Source organism: Pseudomonas sp. LBUM1674 (assembly GCF_059695635.1).
In genome coordinates this window covers 1446914-1461282 of the sequence record NZ_CP166779.1, presented here as the reverse complement: position 1 = coordinate 1461282, position 14369 = coordinate 1446914, and the positions used below count along the sequence as shown (strand labels likewise).

The 14369-nt window shown below is 61.3% G+C and carries 17 protein-coding genes; 2 read left to right on the top strand and 15 right to left on the bottom strand.

What is annotated here, in order from left to right; translation table 11 throughout:
• Positions 1-16 precede the first annotated feature (16 nt).
• From ACA067_RS06800 to ACA067_RS06790, 3 genes are all read right to left on the bottom strand, one after another.
• Entirely contained in the window at positions 17-637 is a 621-nt protein-coding gene (locus ACA067_RS06800) for a 2-dehydro-3-deoxy-6-phosphogalactonate aldolase (RefSeq protein ID WP_497461111.1), read from the bottom strand.
• A gap of 19 nt (positions 638-656) precedes the next feature.
• Positions 657-1649: a 2-dehydro-3-deoxygalactonokinase gene (locus tag ACA067_RS06795; RefSeq protein ID WP_497461110.1), complete on the bottom strand. Its 993-nt coding sequence runs from the start codon at positions 1647-1649 to the stop codon at positions 657-659.
• Positions 1650-1863: 214 nt separating this feature from the next.
• Entirely contained in the window at positions 1864-2346 is a 483-nt protein-coding gene (locus ACA067_RS06790; RefSeq protein ID WP_497461109.1) for a GNAT family N-acetyltransferase, read from the bottom strand.
• Between the two features lie 191 nt (positions 2347-2537).
• Here ACA067_RS06790 and ACA067_RS06785 point away from each other — a divergent pair, with 191 nt between their 5' ends.
• Positions 2538-2876, top strand: coding sequence for a hypothetical protein (locus ACA067_RS06785; RefSeq protein ID WP_497461108.1), 339 nt, complete (start codon positions 2538-2540; stop codon positions 2874-2876).
• A 40-nt stretch (positions 2877-2916) separates the two neighbouring features.
• Positions 2917-3171: a hypothetical protein gene (locus ACA067_RS06780; RefSeq protein ID WP_497461107.1), complete on the top strand. Its 255-nt coding sequence runs from the start codon at positions 2917-2919 to the stop codon at positions 3169-3171.
• A 299-nt stretch (positions 3172-3470) separates the two neighbouring features.
• Here ACA067_RS06780 and ACA067_RS06775 read toward each other — a convergent pair whose 3' ends face one another.
• The 12 genes from ACA067_RS06775 to tmk form a co-directional block, all read right to left on the bottom strand.
• Positions 3471-4400, bottom strand: coding sequence for a PfkB family carbohydrate kinase (locus ACA067_RS06775; protein ID WP_497461106.1), 930 nt, complete (start codon positions 4398-4400; stop codon positions 3471-3473).
• Positions 4393-5859 (bottom strand): purine-cytosine permease family protein, encoded by a 1467-nt coding sequence (locus ACA067_RS06770; protein ID WP_497461105.1) that lies wholly within the window; start codon positions 5857-5859, stop codon positions 4393-4395. The genes ACA067_RS06775 and ACA067_RS06770 overlap by 8 nt, the downstream gene beginning before the upstream one ends.
• A gap of 224 nt (positions 5860-6083) precedes the next feature.
• Complete coding sequence (locus ACA067_RS06765; RefSeq protein ID WP_497461104.1) at positions 6084-7082, bottom strand: ADP-ribosylglycohydrolase family protein; 999 nt, start codon at positions 7080-7082, stop codon at positions 6084-6086.
• Complete coding sequence (locus ACA067_RS06760; RefSeq protein WP_497461103.1) at positions 7079-7792, bottom strand: GntR family transcriptional regulator; 714 nt, start codon at positions 7790-7792, stop codon at positions 7079-7081. Before ACA067_RS06760 ends, ACA067_RS06765 begins: the two co-directional genes overlap by 4 nt.
• Positions 7793-8048: 256 nt before the next feature.
• Positions 8049-8609 carry a DUF1285 domain-containing protein gene (locus ACA067_RS06755; protein WP_497461102.1) on the bottom strand — a complete coding sequence of 187 codons (561 nt, stop codon included), beginning with the start codon at positions 8607-8609 and terminating at the stop codon, positions 8049-8051.
• 17 nt (positions 8610-8626) lie between these two features.
• Positions 8627-9232, bottom strand: coding sequence for a DUF4823 domain-containing protein (locus tag ACA067_RS06750; RefSeq protein ID WP_497461101.1), 606 nt, complete (start codon positions 9230-9232; stop codon positions 8627-8629).
• Positions 9233-9405: 173 nt separating this feature from the next.
• The gene (locus tag ACA067_RS06745; RefSeq protein WP_497461100.1) at positions 9406-10374 is read right to left on the bottom strand and encodes a GTP 3',8-cyclase MoaA; all 969 of its coding nucleotides are present in this window, start codon (positions 10372-10374) and stop codon (positions 9406-9408) included.
• A gap of 138 nt (positions 10375-10512) precedes the next feature.
• Positions 10513-11151, bottom strand: a complete 639-nt coding sequence (locus ACA067_RS06740; RefSeq protein WP_008152317.1) for a TetR/AcrR family transcriptional regulator — start codon at positions 11149-11151, stop codon at positions 10513-10515.
• Positions 11152-11537: 386 nt separating this feature from the next.
• Positions 11538-12326, bottom strand: coding sequence for a TatD family hydrolase (locus ACA067_RS06735; protein ID WP_497461099.1), 789 nt, complete (start codon positions 12324-12326; stop codon positions 11538-11540).
• Positions 12327-12340: 14 nt separating this feature from the next.
• Positions 12341-12697 carry a PilZ domain-containing protein gene (locus ACA067_RS06730; RefSeq protein ID WP_497461098.1) on the bottom strand — a complete coding sequence of 119 codons (357 nt, stop codon included), beginning with the start codon at positions 12695-12697 and terminating at the stop codon, positions 12341-12343.
• Between the two features lie 42 nt (positions 12698-12739).
• Positions 12740-13726, bottom strand: a complete 987-nt coding sequence (locus ACA067_RS06725; protein ID WP_497461097.1) for a DNA polymerase III subunit delta' — start codon at positions 13724-13726, stop codon at positions 12740-12742.
• Positions 13719-14351, bottom strand: a complete 633-nt coding sequence (gene tmk, locus ACA067_RS06720) for a dTMP kinase (RefSeq protein ID WP_497461096.1) — start codon at positions 14349-14351, stop codon at positions 13719-13721. The genes ACA067_RS06725 and tmk overlap by 8 nt, the downstream gene beginning before the upstream one ends.
• Positions 14352-14369 lie beyond the last annotated feature (18 nt).

Below are 14369 nucleotides of genomic sequence, written 5' to 3'. Positions count from 1 at the left end.
TCGGCGCCAAAAATTCTTAATGCAGAGCGTTCCATGCAGCGACATACGCCTTGGCGTTAACGGCCACCTCTTCAGGCGTCATGCCCGGTTTGAATAAACCGGAACCGAGGCCAAAGCCTTTGACGCCCGCGTCGATAAACACTTGCATGTTGTCCGGAGTAATGCCGCCGACTGGCGCCAAGAGCGTTCCGGCAGGCAATACGGCAAGCCAGGCTTTGACGACGGCTGGCCCCATCTGCTCGGCCGGGAACATCTTCAGCACGTCCGCCCCTTCGGCCAACGCGGCAAAGGCCTCCGTCGGCGTCGCAACACCTGGCGACAGGAACAACCCCGCCGCCTTCGCCGCGCGCAACACCTTGGGATCGCTGTGGGGCATGACGATCACCTGGCCGCCTGCGGCTTTCACTTGCTCGACCTGCTCCGGCGTCAGCACCGTGCCCGCGCCGATCAGGCAGTCGGCAGGCAAGATGTTGCGCAGGATGCGGATACTGTCGTACGGCTCGGGGGAATTGAGCGGCACCTCGATGACGCGAAATCCGGCGGCATACAGGACTTCTCCGATAGCCGCTGCCTCTTGCGGGCGCAGGCCACGCAGGATCGCGATCAGACCGTTTTGCGCCAGTGCTTGCTTGAGCATGTCAGACCTCCAGTCAGGTTTAACGGGATGGGTTTGCGGTCATCAGTCCGGCGGCGAGCGCCAACTGCCACAACCCGCGTTCGGTGGCCTGTTCGGCCAGGGTCACCCGGGCAAAACCGCAGGCGTCGAGGGCCCGGCTGTAGCGGGCACACAGTTGGCCGTTACCGATGAGGATGATCGAGGGCAGATGCACCGTATTGCGGCGCCGGCGCTGTACGCTGGCCAAGGCCGACAGCTCATGGCCGATCAGCAGGCCGGACAGGTAATCCGGTTGCGCGCCAGCGCTCAGTTCGCCGGTCAACCCCAGGCTGCGGGCGCTGAACAAGGTCGACAGCGGACCGATCTCGCCATCCGCCGACAAGGCCACTTGCACCCCTTGATCGAAGGCTGCGCCATCGAAAGACGCACCGCGTTGCTGGGTGCGTCCGAGAATGCTGTGTTCGCTGAGCACGGCGAAGATTTCGCCGGTCATGAAGGTATCGAAATGCACGATGCAGCCGTCGGCGACTTCCACCCATTTCGAATGACTGCCCGGCAGGCCGATCAACAGATCGTTGCCGCCATCCAATGGCAGGTTTTGCAGCACGCCCAGCACTTGGGTTTCTTCGCCGCGCATCACATTCGGTAAAGGCGAGCGCTGGATGACGCCCGGCACGATGTGCACATCGACACCGCGAGTACTGCGCAGGGTGTGCAGGGAGGTGCCGAGACTGGCGACGTTTGCCGGGGTATCGCGATAGGCCGCTTCGCACCAGCCCTGGGCGCTGCCGACCATGCCGCAGGCAATCACCGGCAAATCGGGCTGCGCGTCGAGCCAGTCACCGCAGGCCTCATCGAAGGCCAGTTCAAAACCATCGGTGCATTCCCGGCCGGCGACGATTCGTGGCGCTTTGGGCAGCTGCATGATGCCCGAAGACAGCGAGCGCTGTTCGAGCACTTGGCCACCTTCGCCCAGTTTGTAAGCACGTAATGAGGTTGTCCCCCAATCGAGCGCGATCAATTGCGCCAGCATCGATTCACCTGTTTTGTTTTTGGCAGTGAGTGAGCTGGACTATAAACCCGGACGGCACAAAATCTCAATATATAAATATACATCCCATATATTGAGCATAAGGCAAAAAAAGATCGCAGCCTTCGGCAGCTCCTACAGGGATCGTGTTCGGGCGCGATGTAGCGGCGCACACTGAATCTGTAGGAGCTGCCGCAGGCTGCGATCTTTTAAGGGGTCAGTTACCCGAAGCGAAATCTCTCAACACCGCCCCATCCATCCGATACCGCACCCACTCCTCCTGCGGCTGCGCGCCGAGGGATTGGTAGAATTCGATCGCCGGTTTGTTCCAGTCCAGCACGCTCCACTCGAACCGCCCGCAATCATTGGCGCAGGCGATTTTTGCCAGATGGCGCAGCAAAGTCTTGCCCGCGCCACCACCGCGCTGTTGCGGGGTGATGTAGAGGTCTTCGAGGTACAGGCAGTTGCTGCCGAGCCAAGTGGAATAGCTGAAGAAGAACACCGCGAAGCCGATCGGCGTTCCGTCACGCAGGCAGATCAGACCGTGGGCCGTGGCGCCTTCGCTGAACAGGCTGCGTTCGATGTCGGCGACGCTGGCGATGACTTCGTGGCGGGCACGTTCGTAGTCGGCCAATTCAGTGATGAACCCGAGGATTTGCGGTGCATCGCTGGGGGTCGCCGGGCGTATCTCGATGGTCATGGACGTGCCTTCGTCAAAGTTGAAAACGCCATACTAAGTCCACAAGCGACGCTCGTCACATTAGAAATCTCTGAGGCGGGAGACGAGTGTTGCCGCAGGTCCGAACCGTTCGTCGTTCATCAGGCACCAATCCAGATCGGGAGCGGACCAATATCAGGTAAGGACTCTCAATAGAAAATGGAGACACCACCATGATCGCGTCCAGGTTGTCCGCCCTCGCTCTCGCCGTCCTGATGTCATCCGCCGCCTTCGCCGCCAACACTGCCTCCGGCACCGGCCCGACCAATCCGGTCGAAAGCCCCAAAGCCCCCGCCATCCAAAGCGCACCCGGTATGAACACCAACGGTACGGGCGTCGACAGCAGCCTGCCGCCCTCCACAGGCACCGACCCACGGACTCAGGGCAACGACGCGGGCCGTCAAGGTGGTATGAACCAGCCGGACACCCGGACACCCGATAACGCGGACACCGGCATCGGCTCGAAAACCACCACCGGTGGTTCCGGTTCCGAAGGCGGTGTCAGTCAATAGTTCGCCCACGCGAGCGACTTATTCACCTGAAGAGGTAAGCATGAACGTCGACAAAAGCCTTGAAAAAGAAGTCCTGACCCGCCTGTTGCACGCCCACCCGAGTGGGCTGGGCAAGGAGGTCCTGGACAATTACCGGGGGGAGAAAGTCGTGGCCAGCGCCCTCGCCACGCTGCAGGACCGCGGGTTGATTCAACATGGTCACGTGGTCTGCAACGAAGCCGGTGAGCACTCGCTGAACTTGCCGATCAAGCTCAGTGCCGCCGGGGTTGAAGCGGCGCGCAAGCTGGACATCTAACAGTGTAGGAGCTGCCGCAGGCTGCGATCTGTTGCCTTTGAATGCTTGAAGATCAAAAGATCGCAGGCTGCGGCGGGACGGCTCCTACGGATATACATCCTGAAGCAAGGAGAAATCCCATGCCTCGTGGAAGCAGGAGTTGATCGAGGCGTTGCGCAAAGCAAGTTAACGCCAGAATTTTGTGTTGAATTCAAGGGCCCCATCGCGGGCAAGCCCGCTCCCACAGGTATGGCGGTGGTCACAAATTTTGTGTTCACCCTGAACCCTGTGGGAGCGGGCTTGCCCGCGATGGCGACAGATCAGACACCGAAAGTCTTGCTGATCAACGCATCCACTTCAGCAGTCCCGGGCGAAGTCGCCGGCCCCCACCGAGTCACCGCCAACGCCGCAGCCGCATTCGCCCGCCGCGCCGCCTCACCTGCCGACAACCCCTGCGCCAACCCGGCCATAAACACCCCGGCATGCGCATCCCCGGCGCCATTGCTGTCCACCGCCTCGACCTTGAACCCCGGCACATGCCGGTGCTCGCCACGCCGGCTGATCCAGCACCCTTGCGGCCCATCGCGTACCACCGTCAGCACCTCGGCCGGCAGGTGATCAGCCAACCGGTTCAATGCTTCGCCGATGTCCGACGCCCCGGTAAACCGCAGCGCCTCGGCACTGTTGCTGGTCCACAGAGCAATGCGCGGCAGCAAGGCCTGCATCAACGGCAAATCCGGCGAATCCACCAACGGGCCCGGATCGAACACCACCTTGATCCCGCCCGGCAACGCCAGCACCCAATCCACCAGCGCCTGCGCCTTGCCGCGATGCAACAGGCTATAGCCACTGACGTAGACATAGTCGCCCGCTTCAGCCGGCACACTCGCCAGGTCCTCGGCGGTCAGCTCGCCCTCGGCACCGATATAGGAAATGAAACTGCGCTCGGCCGACGCGTCCGTCACCGCAACGCACAGCCCGGTATCGCGCTCGGCGCGGTCAGCGATGCCGAGGCGGATGCCTTCCGCGTTCATGGCCTCACGGGCCAGATCGCCGAAACGTCCGGTGCCGTGGCGGCCCAGGTAAACCACCGGCAACCCGTTACGCTGGGCGGCAGCCATCACATTGAAGCCGCCACCGGCTTGGAAATTGGCGGATTGCGCCAGCACGTCACCGCCGGGTTGAGGCAGTTTATCCACGGCCATGACCAGGTCGATGATGACCTGGCCGGTATGCAGCAATCTAGGCATGAGCATTCTCTAGCGACGCGGCGCGGCGATCCCTGGCCCCGCCGAATACAAAATAAATCCCGCCTGCCACCAGGAGGGTCACGATCCAGCCCAGGCCGTTATGACCCAGCCAGGAGTCGGACAGGAATCCGCGGAACCAGACGGTTTGTTCGGTGGTGCCGAGGGTGGTGAAGCTGAAACCCAGCACGATCGCCACCGCCCACGCACCGAACGCACGCCACTCGACGCCGCCGCAATACCAGTAGGCGCTGCTCGGGCTGACGTCCAGCAGGTCCTTGGGGCTGTAGTAGTGACGATGAATCAGGTCGACCACGAAGATCCCGACCCACGCCGTAATCGGCACTGCCAGCAGCGAAATGAAGGTAATGAACGGACCGTAGAAGCTGTCCGCAATCAGCATGAAGTAGATCGAACCGGCGAAGATCGCGACGATATCAACCACCACGGCATAGACGCGCTTGACCTTCAGGCCGAGGGTCAAGGTGGTCAAGCCGGCGGAGTACACCGACAGGTTGTTCGACAGCAGCAGCCCGCCGAAAGCGGTAATCAGGTACGGCACGGCCATCCAGGTCGGCAGCATGTCGCGGATCGCGACGATCGGATCGGTGGCCGAGGCCAGGTCGTTGTTGCCCACCGACAGCAGCCCGCCGAGGGTGATCAACAGCACCAGCGGGATCCCCGCACCGAACGCCGCCGACGCCACCAGGCGCACGGCCTTGACGCTGCGGTGCTGGTAGCGCGACATATCGGCACCAGCGTTGGCCCAACCGATGCCGGTGCCGGCGGCCATGGTGCCGATGCCGATGATCATGGCGCTCAGCGGTGCCGGCGTGGCGTTGAACACCGCGCTCCAGTCGATGGTGGCGCAGAGGAAACCGCCCACCAGAATGTTCAGCGCACCGAACACGTAAGTCGCCCACTTCTGGATCACCAGCAAAGTGGCGTGGCCGAGGCCGGAGACCGACAACGTCAGCAGCACGAAAATCGCGATGAACACCAGGGTCAGCAGCGGCGCGCTTTTGGCTTGCACCGGCGAGCCGAACAGGATCGAGCACAGCGACAACAGCACGAAGGCGGCCGTGGTGGTGTTGACGGTTTCCCAGCCCAGGCGCGACATCAGCGAGACCAGGGTCGGGCCGATATTGCCGCGTACGCCGAAGATCGCTCGCGACAAGGTCAGGCTCGGTGCCCGGCCCCGACGGCCGGCGATGGAGATGATGCCGACCACCGCAAACGAACCGGCGGCGCCGAGGATCGCGACGATGATCGCCTGCCAGATCGCCAGGCCGCGAAACGCCACGAGGGTCGCACCCAGCGGCAGGCCGAGGATGGAAATGTTGGCGGCGAACCAGACCCAGAACAGTTGCAGCGGATGACCGTTGCACTCCGCCTCCGGCACCGGTTCGATGCCCCGGGTTTCCAGTTGCCCGGCGCTTGGCCCGGCGGTCGATGAACTCATGAAAAAACACTCCTGTTGCCTTTGTTGTGGTTGTGGGCAATTTCGGAAGACGAAACAACTTCCCGGCGGTCCTGGCCGTGTTCGTGCGTTCCATTGCGGTGAAAAAATTTGAGTGCGCGGTGTGCCCTTTTCGCGAGCAGGCTCGCTCCCACAGGGGTAGTGCAAACCTAAAGATCCACGCGGTACCTGTGGGAGCGGGCTTGCCCGCGAAGGCGTCAGTCCAGTCAGCGCAGAGCCAACAGTCCTCTCACCAACGGTTCCAACTCCAACGAGTTAACCGCTTTAACCTGCTCGATCATCGCCGCCGGCCAGCTCTCAAACCCCAGACAGGCCCCGAGCATCGCCCCGAGAATTGCGGCGATGGTATCGGTGTCCCCCCCCAGACTCGCCGCCATGCACAGCGCTTCGAAGGCGTTCATTTCGCCGATGGCTACTTGCTGAGCCAGGGCAAACGACACCACCACCGATTCCTGTGACGCCACCGAGGTGCCGATCACGTCATACAGCAAATCGGCGAGCATCACCCTGTCGCTGTCGACACTGAGGGTCCGTGCCCAACTGATGCGCGAGGCGATGCGTCCGCCAGCGACCCAGTGGCCATGACCTTCCGCTTGCAGGGCAATCTGCTGGCCGAGGTTCAAGGCCTCGCCCAGGTCCATGCCATTGATCCCGGCCGAGACCACCGCCGCCACCGCCGCCGCACTGGAAATGCCCAGCGTGGTGTTGTGGGTGACCTGGCAGGCCTGCACCACGGCATTGATGAAACGTTCAGGATCGGCGACATCCGCCGCGATCCCGACCGGTGTGATACGCATGGCCGCACCATTGGTGGTGCCATAGCGCCCCGCCTCTTCCGCCGAGTGGCCAGCGAGGATCATCTCGATCGCCCGCTTGGTCGACGGCCCGAGCAAATCCTGCGAGCCCTTGGCCTGCATCTCGGCTTCCCATTCGATCAGGCGCTGGGCGAGCCTTGAAGGTTCGATCCGCCCCTCACCTTCAACCAGCAATTGACCGACCAGAATCGCCTGTTCGGTGTCGTCTGTGATCGAGCCCTTGGGCATGTTCGCGGCGATCGGTTGATTCGGGCCGGCGTCCTGCAGATCGGTGATTTCACCGAAGCGCGCCTTGATCTCGGCGCGGCTCAGGGATTGCGTCGGCATGCCGAGCGCATCGCCCAGGGCCAGCCCATAAAACGCGCCCAGGGCACGGTTGAGCACAGTCATTGTGTAGGTCCAAATTGCAGATGCAGGCGAAAGTGCACGGGATCGAGCAGGCTTTCGACCTGTTCCATGAAACGGTTTTTCCGGTCGTAGGTGGTGCGCAAGGCTTTGAGAAATACCGTGCCTTCCGGGCGACCGAGCAACTCGGCGTCTTCGGCGTTCAAGGGTTCCGCGCCGATCCATTGATCGCCGCGCTCACCGATGTAGCCGTAGGCGGCCAGGGTGATGGTCAGGGAATTATCGATCAGGCCGACCCGCGGCAGGCTTTCCAGGCCTCCGGTGGCAGGCATCAGTGAGCGTTCGAGGGAAACCAGCTTGCCATCCGTAGAACGGCGGCGTCGGTCGAGGGTGATGAATTGGTCGGTGCCGAAACGCGGCAGCAGGTCAGGACGGGTCACCGCCTCCAGCCGCAGCACTTCGGTATTGATCAGCGCCCCGCTGTCGGCCAGCGCCTGGGCCCAGCCGCTGCGTTGATCGAGTACCACACCGTCAAAAGTGACGATGGAGCCGACCCCGCTTTGCGTCGCGATATAGTTGCGCCGTTTCAACTCGGCCAGGGCTTCGCGCAGCGTGCCCCGGCTGACCTTGAATTCCTGAGCCAACTGATGCTCCCCCGGCAGATGAAAGCCGTCCTCCATGAGGCCGCTTTCGATGCGCCGGATGAGTTCGTCGACCACCCGTTGTTTCTTGTCAAATCGTACCTGTCTAATCATGTACAACGTGATAACCGAAACGAGGTCGGGAGGGCAAGGAATATTTAAGGGAGGTGACGGGGGGGGTGTAGGCGTCGATCAGTGACGCAGCCTTCGCTGGCAAGCCAGCTCCTACAGGTCAAGTGTCGTGCCCGGATTATGCGGCCGACATATAACCTGTGGGAGCGGGCTTGCTCGCGAAAGCGGTCTGTCTGACACATAAATGTTGGATGTGCCGGCGCTTTCGCGAGCAAGCCCGCTCCCACAGTGTTATGCGTCAGGGCTCGAGACCGATGGGGAAGAACTCTCCACCACTCCACACACCCAACCAGCGCTGCCCGTCGATCTCTCGGGTCACGGCCAGCTCCACCAGTTGATAGAACACATTGCGGTGGATCAGCGCTTCAAGGTTGGTGCGCACATGTACGTAGGGGGCCGGCTCTTGCGTCACCGGGTCGATCACAACCCGCATCGGGTGTTCGGCACCGGCCTCGGCGCTTTCCTCGACATTGGTGGTGAAGCGCAAGACCTGCGCCTCACCCTCGCCTTCCACCTCCACGGCAATCGCCACGAAAGGCGCATCGTCGACCTTGATCCCGACCTTCTCGACCGGGGTGATGAGGAAGTAGTCATCGCCGTCGCGGCGCATGATGGTGGAGAACAGCTTGACCATTGGCTTGCGCCCGATCGGCGTGCCCAGGTAGTACCAGGTGCCGTCGCGCGCGATGCGCATGTCGATGTCGCCGCAGAAGTCGGGATTCCACAGATGGACCGGTGGCAAGCCTTTGGTTTTGGGGATTTGCCCCAACAGGTCGTTGGCTTTTTGCGGGCCACTCATGGCGTTCTCCTTTTGAGTTACTGGTCGCTGAGCCCCAGCAAGCTACGAGCATATTGCTCCAGCGGCGGGCCCATCAGGTCTTCTGGCTTGTTGTCGTGGAACGTCAGCAAACCGCCACGACTCTTGATACGTGCAGTATCAATCAAATACTGGGTGTTGGTCTCGATCAACATGATCTGAATGACGCCACTGTCGATACCGAGTCGATCCACGGCTTCCTGGTCGAGCCATTCGTCCGAGTTTCCGATACGGTCGTCGGACTTGGCGAAGCGGGTATAGAGCAGGTAATGCGCACCGGCGGCACGGGCTTCACCCATGGCCTGGTCGAGACCTTCCGGCACGCGGGCACGGCGCGCCATCGGGAAGTATTCGATAAAGCCATCGAAGGCGACTTCGGCGATCACGTTGGGTCGTGGATAGGCACTGCCCGGTGGAGCGAAGGCGCCTTGGGCGATGTAGACGAAGGAGTCGGGTTGAATGCGCAGATTATTGGCGCGGTGGCTGTCGCTATGGTCAAGCAGGCCCGCGTCGCTCATGTGGTAGCGAGTGCCTTCGGCCATGTCGCTGACATTCATGCAGCCACCGAGCACCAAAACGGTCAGCAGCAAAACCAGGCTACGCATCCTTCCCTCCAGAGGCCGGTGACGGAAAACCGGCGAATGGGGGTTGGATGCAGCTTCCGCGCCAGCTCAAGAGTAGCCTCGCCTGATCTGACGCCATCGCGAGCAGGCTCGCTCCCACAGGGTTGGCACACGACCTGTGGGAGCGAGGCCGGCTTGCCGGCGAAGAGGGCCGATCAGCCGCCGATAATTTTCATGATGGTCGCGCCACCGGAGAACGCCACTTCCTGCTTGTCTCCCAGGGCTTTCACCAGCAGTCGCTGCAACGCCGGCAATGCCTGATGCCGAGGTTTGTCGAGCAAGTCGCCGACATAGTGCCGGTTACTCGATGACAAACAGCCATGCAACCAGCCAGTAGACGACAGACGCAGCCGCGAGCAGGTCCGACAGAACGGCACGCTTTCGTTGGCGATCACGCCAAAGTAGCCCTGCCCCGGCACCTCGTAGCGCACGGCCGTGGCGTCAACGGGCGCATCGGCCTGCAGGTATTCGTAGCGCTCGCCGATCAGGCTCAGCAACTGCTGAAGACTGACGAACTGCTGCAGGAAGGCATTGGAGTCACTGGCCAGGTGGCCCATGCGCATCAGCTCGATGAAACGCAACTCATAGCCGCGCTCCAGGCAGTAATCGAGCAGCGGCATCACCTGATCGAGGTTCTGTCCGCGCAGCGGCACCATGTTGACCTTGATTTTCATCCCGGCGGCGCTGGCCTGGTCCATGCCGTTGAGCACAGTCGCCAGATCGCCGCCGCGGGCAATGCTGCGGAATGCACTGGCATCCAGGGTGTCGAGGGAAACGTTGATGCGGCGAATGCCAGCGTCTACCAGCAGCGGCAGCTTCTTGGACAGTAGCTGGCCATTGGTGGTCAGGCTGATGTCTTCGAGGCCCATCTGCCCGACAGCCGTCATGAAGGCTTCGAGTTTTGGGCTGACCAGCGGTTCACCGCCGGTAATGCGCAAGCGCTCGATACCTGCTGCTTCAATCAGATAAGCCACGCCCCGTGCCATCGCTTCGGCCGACAACTCATCCTGCGCAGCCACCAGCCGCTTGCCATTGGGCACGCAGTAGGTGCAAGCGTAATTGCAGGCTGAAGTCAGGCTGATACGCAGATTGCGAAAACGCCTGCCTTGACGGTCAACGATCATGGATCACTCCGGCAAAAGGAAATTCGGACGCGTAAAACTTGACTCACAAATCAAGTTTTAGCAAGTCCTATGCCTGAGTATATTCCTGAGGTACTGCGCCATGTAGCTAAATCATGGCGCATAAGGGAACTGAATGGCTCAGCTGCTCGGGGTGTCGGTATCGCGCTTGCGCTTGTTGCCCATGCGTACGCCGATGTCCATCAGGAACTGGAAAAAGCCTTCCTGATCTTCCAGCACATTGCTCCAGAACGGCGAGTGATACAGCGCAACGGCACCGTGTACCAGCGCCCAGGACGCGCAGTAATGGAAGTAAGGCGGGACGTCTTCGAGTTTGCCTTCGCTGATCCTGCCCTTGATCAGCAGGGTCAGGCGTTCGAAGTTCGAGGCGCGGATCTTGTGCAGTTCCTCGACCATCTCCGGCACCTGGTTGCCCTTGACCACCTTTTCTTCCAGGCGGTCGAACAACCGATAGCGTTGCGGGTCGCGCATGCGGAATTCGAAATAGGCCCGGGACAGCGCCTCCTTGTCCTTGTCGACATCGGCCGAATGCAACAGCTCGTTCAGATCGCGCTCGTAATCGAGCATCAGGCGCAGATAGATCTCCGCCTTGGACTTGAAGTGCTTGTAGATCGTGCCTTTGCCGATACCGACGGCATCAGCAATCATCTCGACGGTGACACTGTCTTCACCCTGGTCGAGGAATAGCTTGAGCGCGGTATCGAGAATTTCTTGCTCGCGGCGACGAAACTCACGGACCTTACGAGGTTCTTTATGCATAAGAAAAGGTCTGTAGGGGTCAAAATTCGAAGCCGCGTATTATGCCTAACTTGCGCCAAAATGCACGGATCATCCGACCATATCTATGTTTCATGATGATTTCGCGCAAAATGCCGGGCGATGAGAACGCTTCCGAAGCGGGCGTATTCCAAAATTGTTTAAAAACCCGCCCTGCTAAACTGGACTCGGCGCGATACTGATCAATACTTCAACTGTCGGCGGGGCATCTCCCCCAAGTGTCACGCCGATATAGGTACCAACGGACCGCGTGCCTTTGTTTTACTCCTAATGGTCTTAACCCGGATTCACCCCCCAGAACCCGGGTTTTTTTTGCCTGCGATTTACCCTTGCGGGCGCAAGGTTGCTCGCGAAAGCGGCGTTGAACCCTAAACTGATTTCACATGCGCCAACGGGAATAACCGCTTGAAGTTCTGCGTGGTCTGCTCGGCAAACCGCTCATAGGGCTCACCGCGCAACATCGCCAGAAACTCTGCCACTTCCCGCACATACTGCGGCAGGTTCGGCTTGCCGCGATAGGGAATCGGCGCCAGGTACGGTGAGTCGGTTTCTACCAGCAAGCGATCGGCCGGAACCTTGCTCGCCACGTCGCGCAACGCATCGGCATTGCGGAAGGTGACAATCCCGGACAGGGAAATGTAATAACCCATATCCAGCGCTGCTTTCGCCATGTCCCAGTCTTCAGTGAAGCAATGCAGGACGCCCGCCTGAGGCAGCGCCGCTTCACGCAACAGACTCAAAGTGTCGGCACGGGCGCCACGGGTGTGAATGATCACCGGTTTGCCCGTCTGCTGCGCCGCCTGCAAGTGCAGGCGAAACGATTGCTGCTGCAACTCGGCCGCTTCCGGTTCGTAGTGATAATCCAGGCCGGTTTCTCCGATCGCCACCACGCGCGGGTGATTCAGTTCCTGCAGCAACCACTCCAGCGCTGGCGCCGCACCGGGTTGCACATCCAGCGGATGCACACCCACCGAGCAGTCGACGTCGTCGTATCGCTCGGCCAGGGCTTTGACGTCGGCGGCGTTGTCGACGCTGACGCCGATACACAGAAAGTGACCGACCCCGCGCTGACGGGCGGCATCGAGCGCAGCATCCAGAGAACCGTCGTGGGCGGCGAGGTCGAGGCGATCAAGGTGACAATGAGAATCTACGAGCATAAAAGGGCTGCAACTTACATCGTATGGGTAGGACGGTCGGACTTCAGGGCTCCGGCCAGATGGGTTTCGATTCGACTGCGCGCGGTATCGTCGCCTTCATTGAATTGTACGCCGACCCCCGCGGCCCGGTTGCCTTGGGCGCCTTTGGGGGTGATCCAGGTGACCTTGCCGGCGACCGGAATTTTTTCCGGCTCTTCCATCAGGTTCAGCAGCATGAATACCTCATCGCCCAACTTGTAGCTTTTGTTGGTCGGGATAAACAGGCCGCCGTTCTTGATGAACGGCATGTAAGCGGCATACAGCACGGACTTGTCCTTGATCGTCAGGGACAAAATGCCGTTGCGCGGCCCCGGATTGACGGCTTCATTCATGCTGATCTCCACGGCTGATGTTCAGAGTCTAGGCGCGAACGGTCACTTCTGGCCAGGCAACAACGCCCATTGCACCAACAGCGCCTCCAGCAACAGCGCCGGATTCAGGTTGGCTTTGTTCATCACTTTCTGACGCTGGGCGAGAATCCAGTCCTGAATGGCGAGCACTTTGTCCTGCGCGGTTTTCTGCGCCAGGTATTGAATGACCTTGCGCATATCCGTCAGGCCGAGACCTTCTTCATCCTGGGTCAACTGATAGCGCAGGATCAAGCTCGACCAGTCGCAGAACCAGTCGAACAACAGCAACTGCGGTATGGTTTTCCATTCTTCGGCAAGCTGCGTCGGCGACTGTTGCTGCTTGAGCAATTTCTTCACGCCGTCGACCACCAGCGCCCGCTGTTCGCGCACACCCCGGGCCTGCAACTTGACCGCGGCCAATGGCGACCCGGCGGCGAGTGTCAGCAACTCGACGCGCTCCTCTTGCGAGCAGTCTGGCAGGGCCTTCGCCAGCCACGCCAGGCTCATCGCCTCGCTGGGCAGCGGACACGCCTGTTGCTGGCAACGGCTCTTGATGGTCGGCAACAACCGACTGGTCTGGTGGCTGACCAGCAGCAACACGGTATCACCGGACGGTTCTTCAAGACTTTTGAGCAAGGCATTGGCGGCGTTGACGTTCATCGACTCGGCCGGTTCGATCAGCACCACCTTGCGCCCGCCCATCTGCGCGGTCTGGACCACGAAGCCGACCAGTTCGCGAACCTGGTCGACCTTGATCGCCTTGTCCGCTTCTTCCGGCTCCAGGATGTAGTTGTCGGGGTGGCTGCCGGCCTTGAGCAACAGGCAGGATTTGCATTCGCCGCAAGCATCCTGCGCGGTCGGACGCTGGCACAGCAGACTGGCCATCAAGCGCTCGGCCAGCGCGCGCTTGCCGATCCCGGCCGGGCCATGCAGCAGATAGGCGTGAGCATGCTGCTTGCGACCGGCCAACTGCTGCCAGAGGCTGTCCTGCCACGGATAGGACTCAGCCACGGGTCAACTCCAGCAGACGCGGGAGCAAGGTATCCAGCGCCTGCTGAACCTGCGCCAGCGGCTGGGCGGCATCGACCAGGACATAGCGCGCCGGGTCCGCTTCAGCACGCTTGAGAAAGGCACTGCGCACCGCATCGAAAAATGTCCGGCCTTCGAGTTCGAAGCGGTCCAGGCGACCGCGAGCACTGGCGCGGGCCAGGCCCACTTCAACCGGCAGATCGAAAATCAGCGTCAGGTCCGGGCGCAGGTCGCCCTGGACAAAGGTTTCCAGGGTCGCGATGCGCTCCAGCGACAATCCGCGGCCGCCACCCTGATAGGCGTAGGTCGAATCGGTAAAGCGATCACACAGGACCACGGCGCCGCGGGCCAGCGCCGGGCGAATCACCTCGGCCAGATGCTGGGCTCGCGCGGCGAACACCAACAGCAATTCAGTGTCGGGGTTCATGACTTCGTCGACGGGCGCCAGCAGCACCTCGCGGATCCGCTCGGCCAACGGCGTGCCTCCCGGCTCGCGGGTCAGCACCACCTCGATACCGGCGGCGCGCAGGCGCTCGGCCAGGTAGTCGCGGTTGGTGCTCTTGCCGGCGCCTTCCGGCCCTTCCAGGGTAATAAACAAGCCAGTCACAGGCAGTCCTTAGTCAGA

What these genes read in the sequence shown, in the direction of transcription:
- ACA067_RS06735 (WP_497461099.1), bottom strand. Translation starts at nt 12,326, where the DNA reads ATGCTCGTAGATTCTCATTGTCACCTTGATCGCCTCGACCTCGCCGCC.
- ACA067_RS06745 (WP_497461100.1), bottom strand. Translation starts at nt 10,374, where the DNA reads ATGATCGTTGACCGTCAAGGCAGGCGTTTTCGCAATCTGCGTATCAGC.
- ACA067_RS06765 (WP_497461104.1), bottom strand. Translation starts at nt 7,082, where the DNA reads ATGACTGTGCTCAACCGTGCCCTGGGCGCGTTTTATGGGCTGGCCCTG.
- ACA067_RS06755 (WP_497461102.1), bottom strand. Translation starts at nt 8,609, where the DNA reads ATGAGTGGCCCGCAAAAAGCCAACGACCTGTTGGGGCAAATCCCCAAA.
- ACA067_RS06750 (WP_497461101.1), bottom strand. Translation starts at nt 9,232, where the DNA reads ATGCGTAGCCTGGTTTTGCTGCTGACCGTTTTGGTGCTCGGTGGCTGC.
- ACA067_RS06795 (WP_497461110.1), bottom strand. Translation starts at nt 1,649, where the DNA reads ATGCTGGCGCAATTGATCGCGCTCGATTGGGGGACAACCTCATTACGT.
- ACA067_RS06760 (WP_497461103.1), bottom strand. Translation starts at nt 7,792, where the DNA reads ATGATTAGACAGGTACGATTTGACAAGAAACAACGGGTGGTCGACGAA.
- ACA067_RS06780 (WP_497461107.1), top strand. Translation starts at nt 2,917, where the DNA reads ATGAACGTCGACAAAAGCCTTGAAAAAGAAGTCCTGACCCGCCTGTTG.
- ACA067_RS06785 (WP_497461108.1), top strand. Translation starts at nt 2,538, where the DNA reads ATGATCGCGTCCAGGTTGTCCGCCCTCGCTCTCGCCGTCCTGATGTCA.
- ACA067_RS06800 (WP_497461111.1), bottom strand. Translation starts at nt 637, where the DNA reads ATGCTCAAGCAAGCACTGGCGCAAAACGGTCTGATCGCGATCCTGCGT.
- ACA067_RS06740 (WP_008152317.1), bottom strand. Translation starts at nt 11,151, where the DNA reads ATGCATAAAGAACCTCGTAAGGTCCGTGAGTTTCGTCGCCGCGAGCAA.
- ACA067_RS06770 (WP_497461105.1), bottom strand. Translation starts at nt 5,859, where the DNA reads ATGAGTTCATCGACCGCCGGGCCAAGCGCCGGGCAACTGGAAACCCGG.
- ACA067_RS06730 (WP_497461098.1), bottom strand. Translation starts at nt 12,697, where the DNA reads ATGAATGAAGCCGTCAATCCGGGGCCGCGCAACGGCATTTTGTCCCTG.
- ACA067_RS06775 (WP_497461106.1), bottom strand. Translation starts at nt 4,400, where the DNA reads ATGCCTAGATTGCTGCATACCGGCCAGGTCATCATCGACCTGGTCATG.
- ACA067_RS06790 (WP_497461109.1), bottom strand. Translation starts at nt 2,346, where the DNA reads ATGACCATCGAGATACGCCCGGCGACCCCCAGCGATGCACCGCAAATC.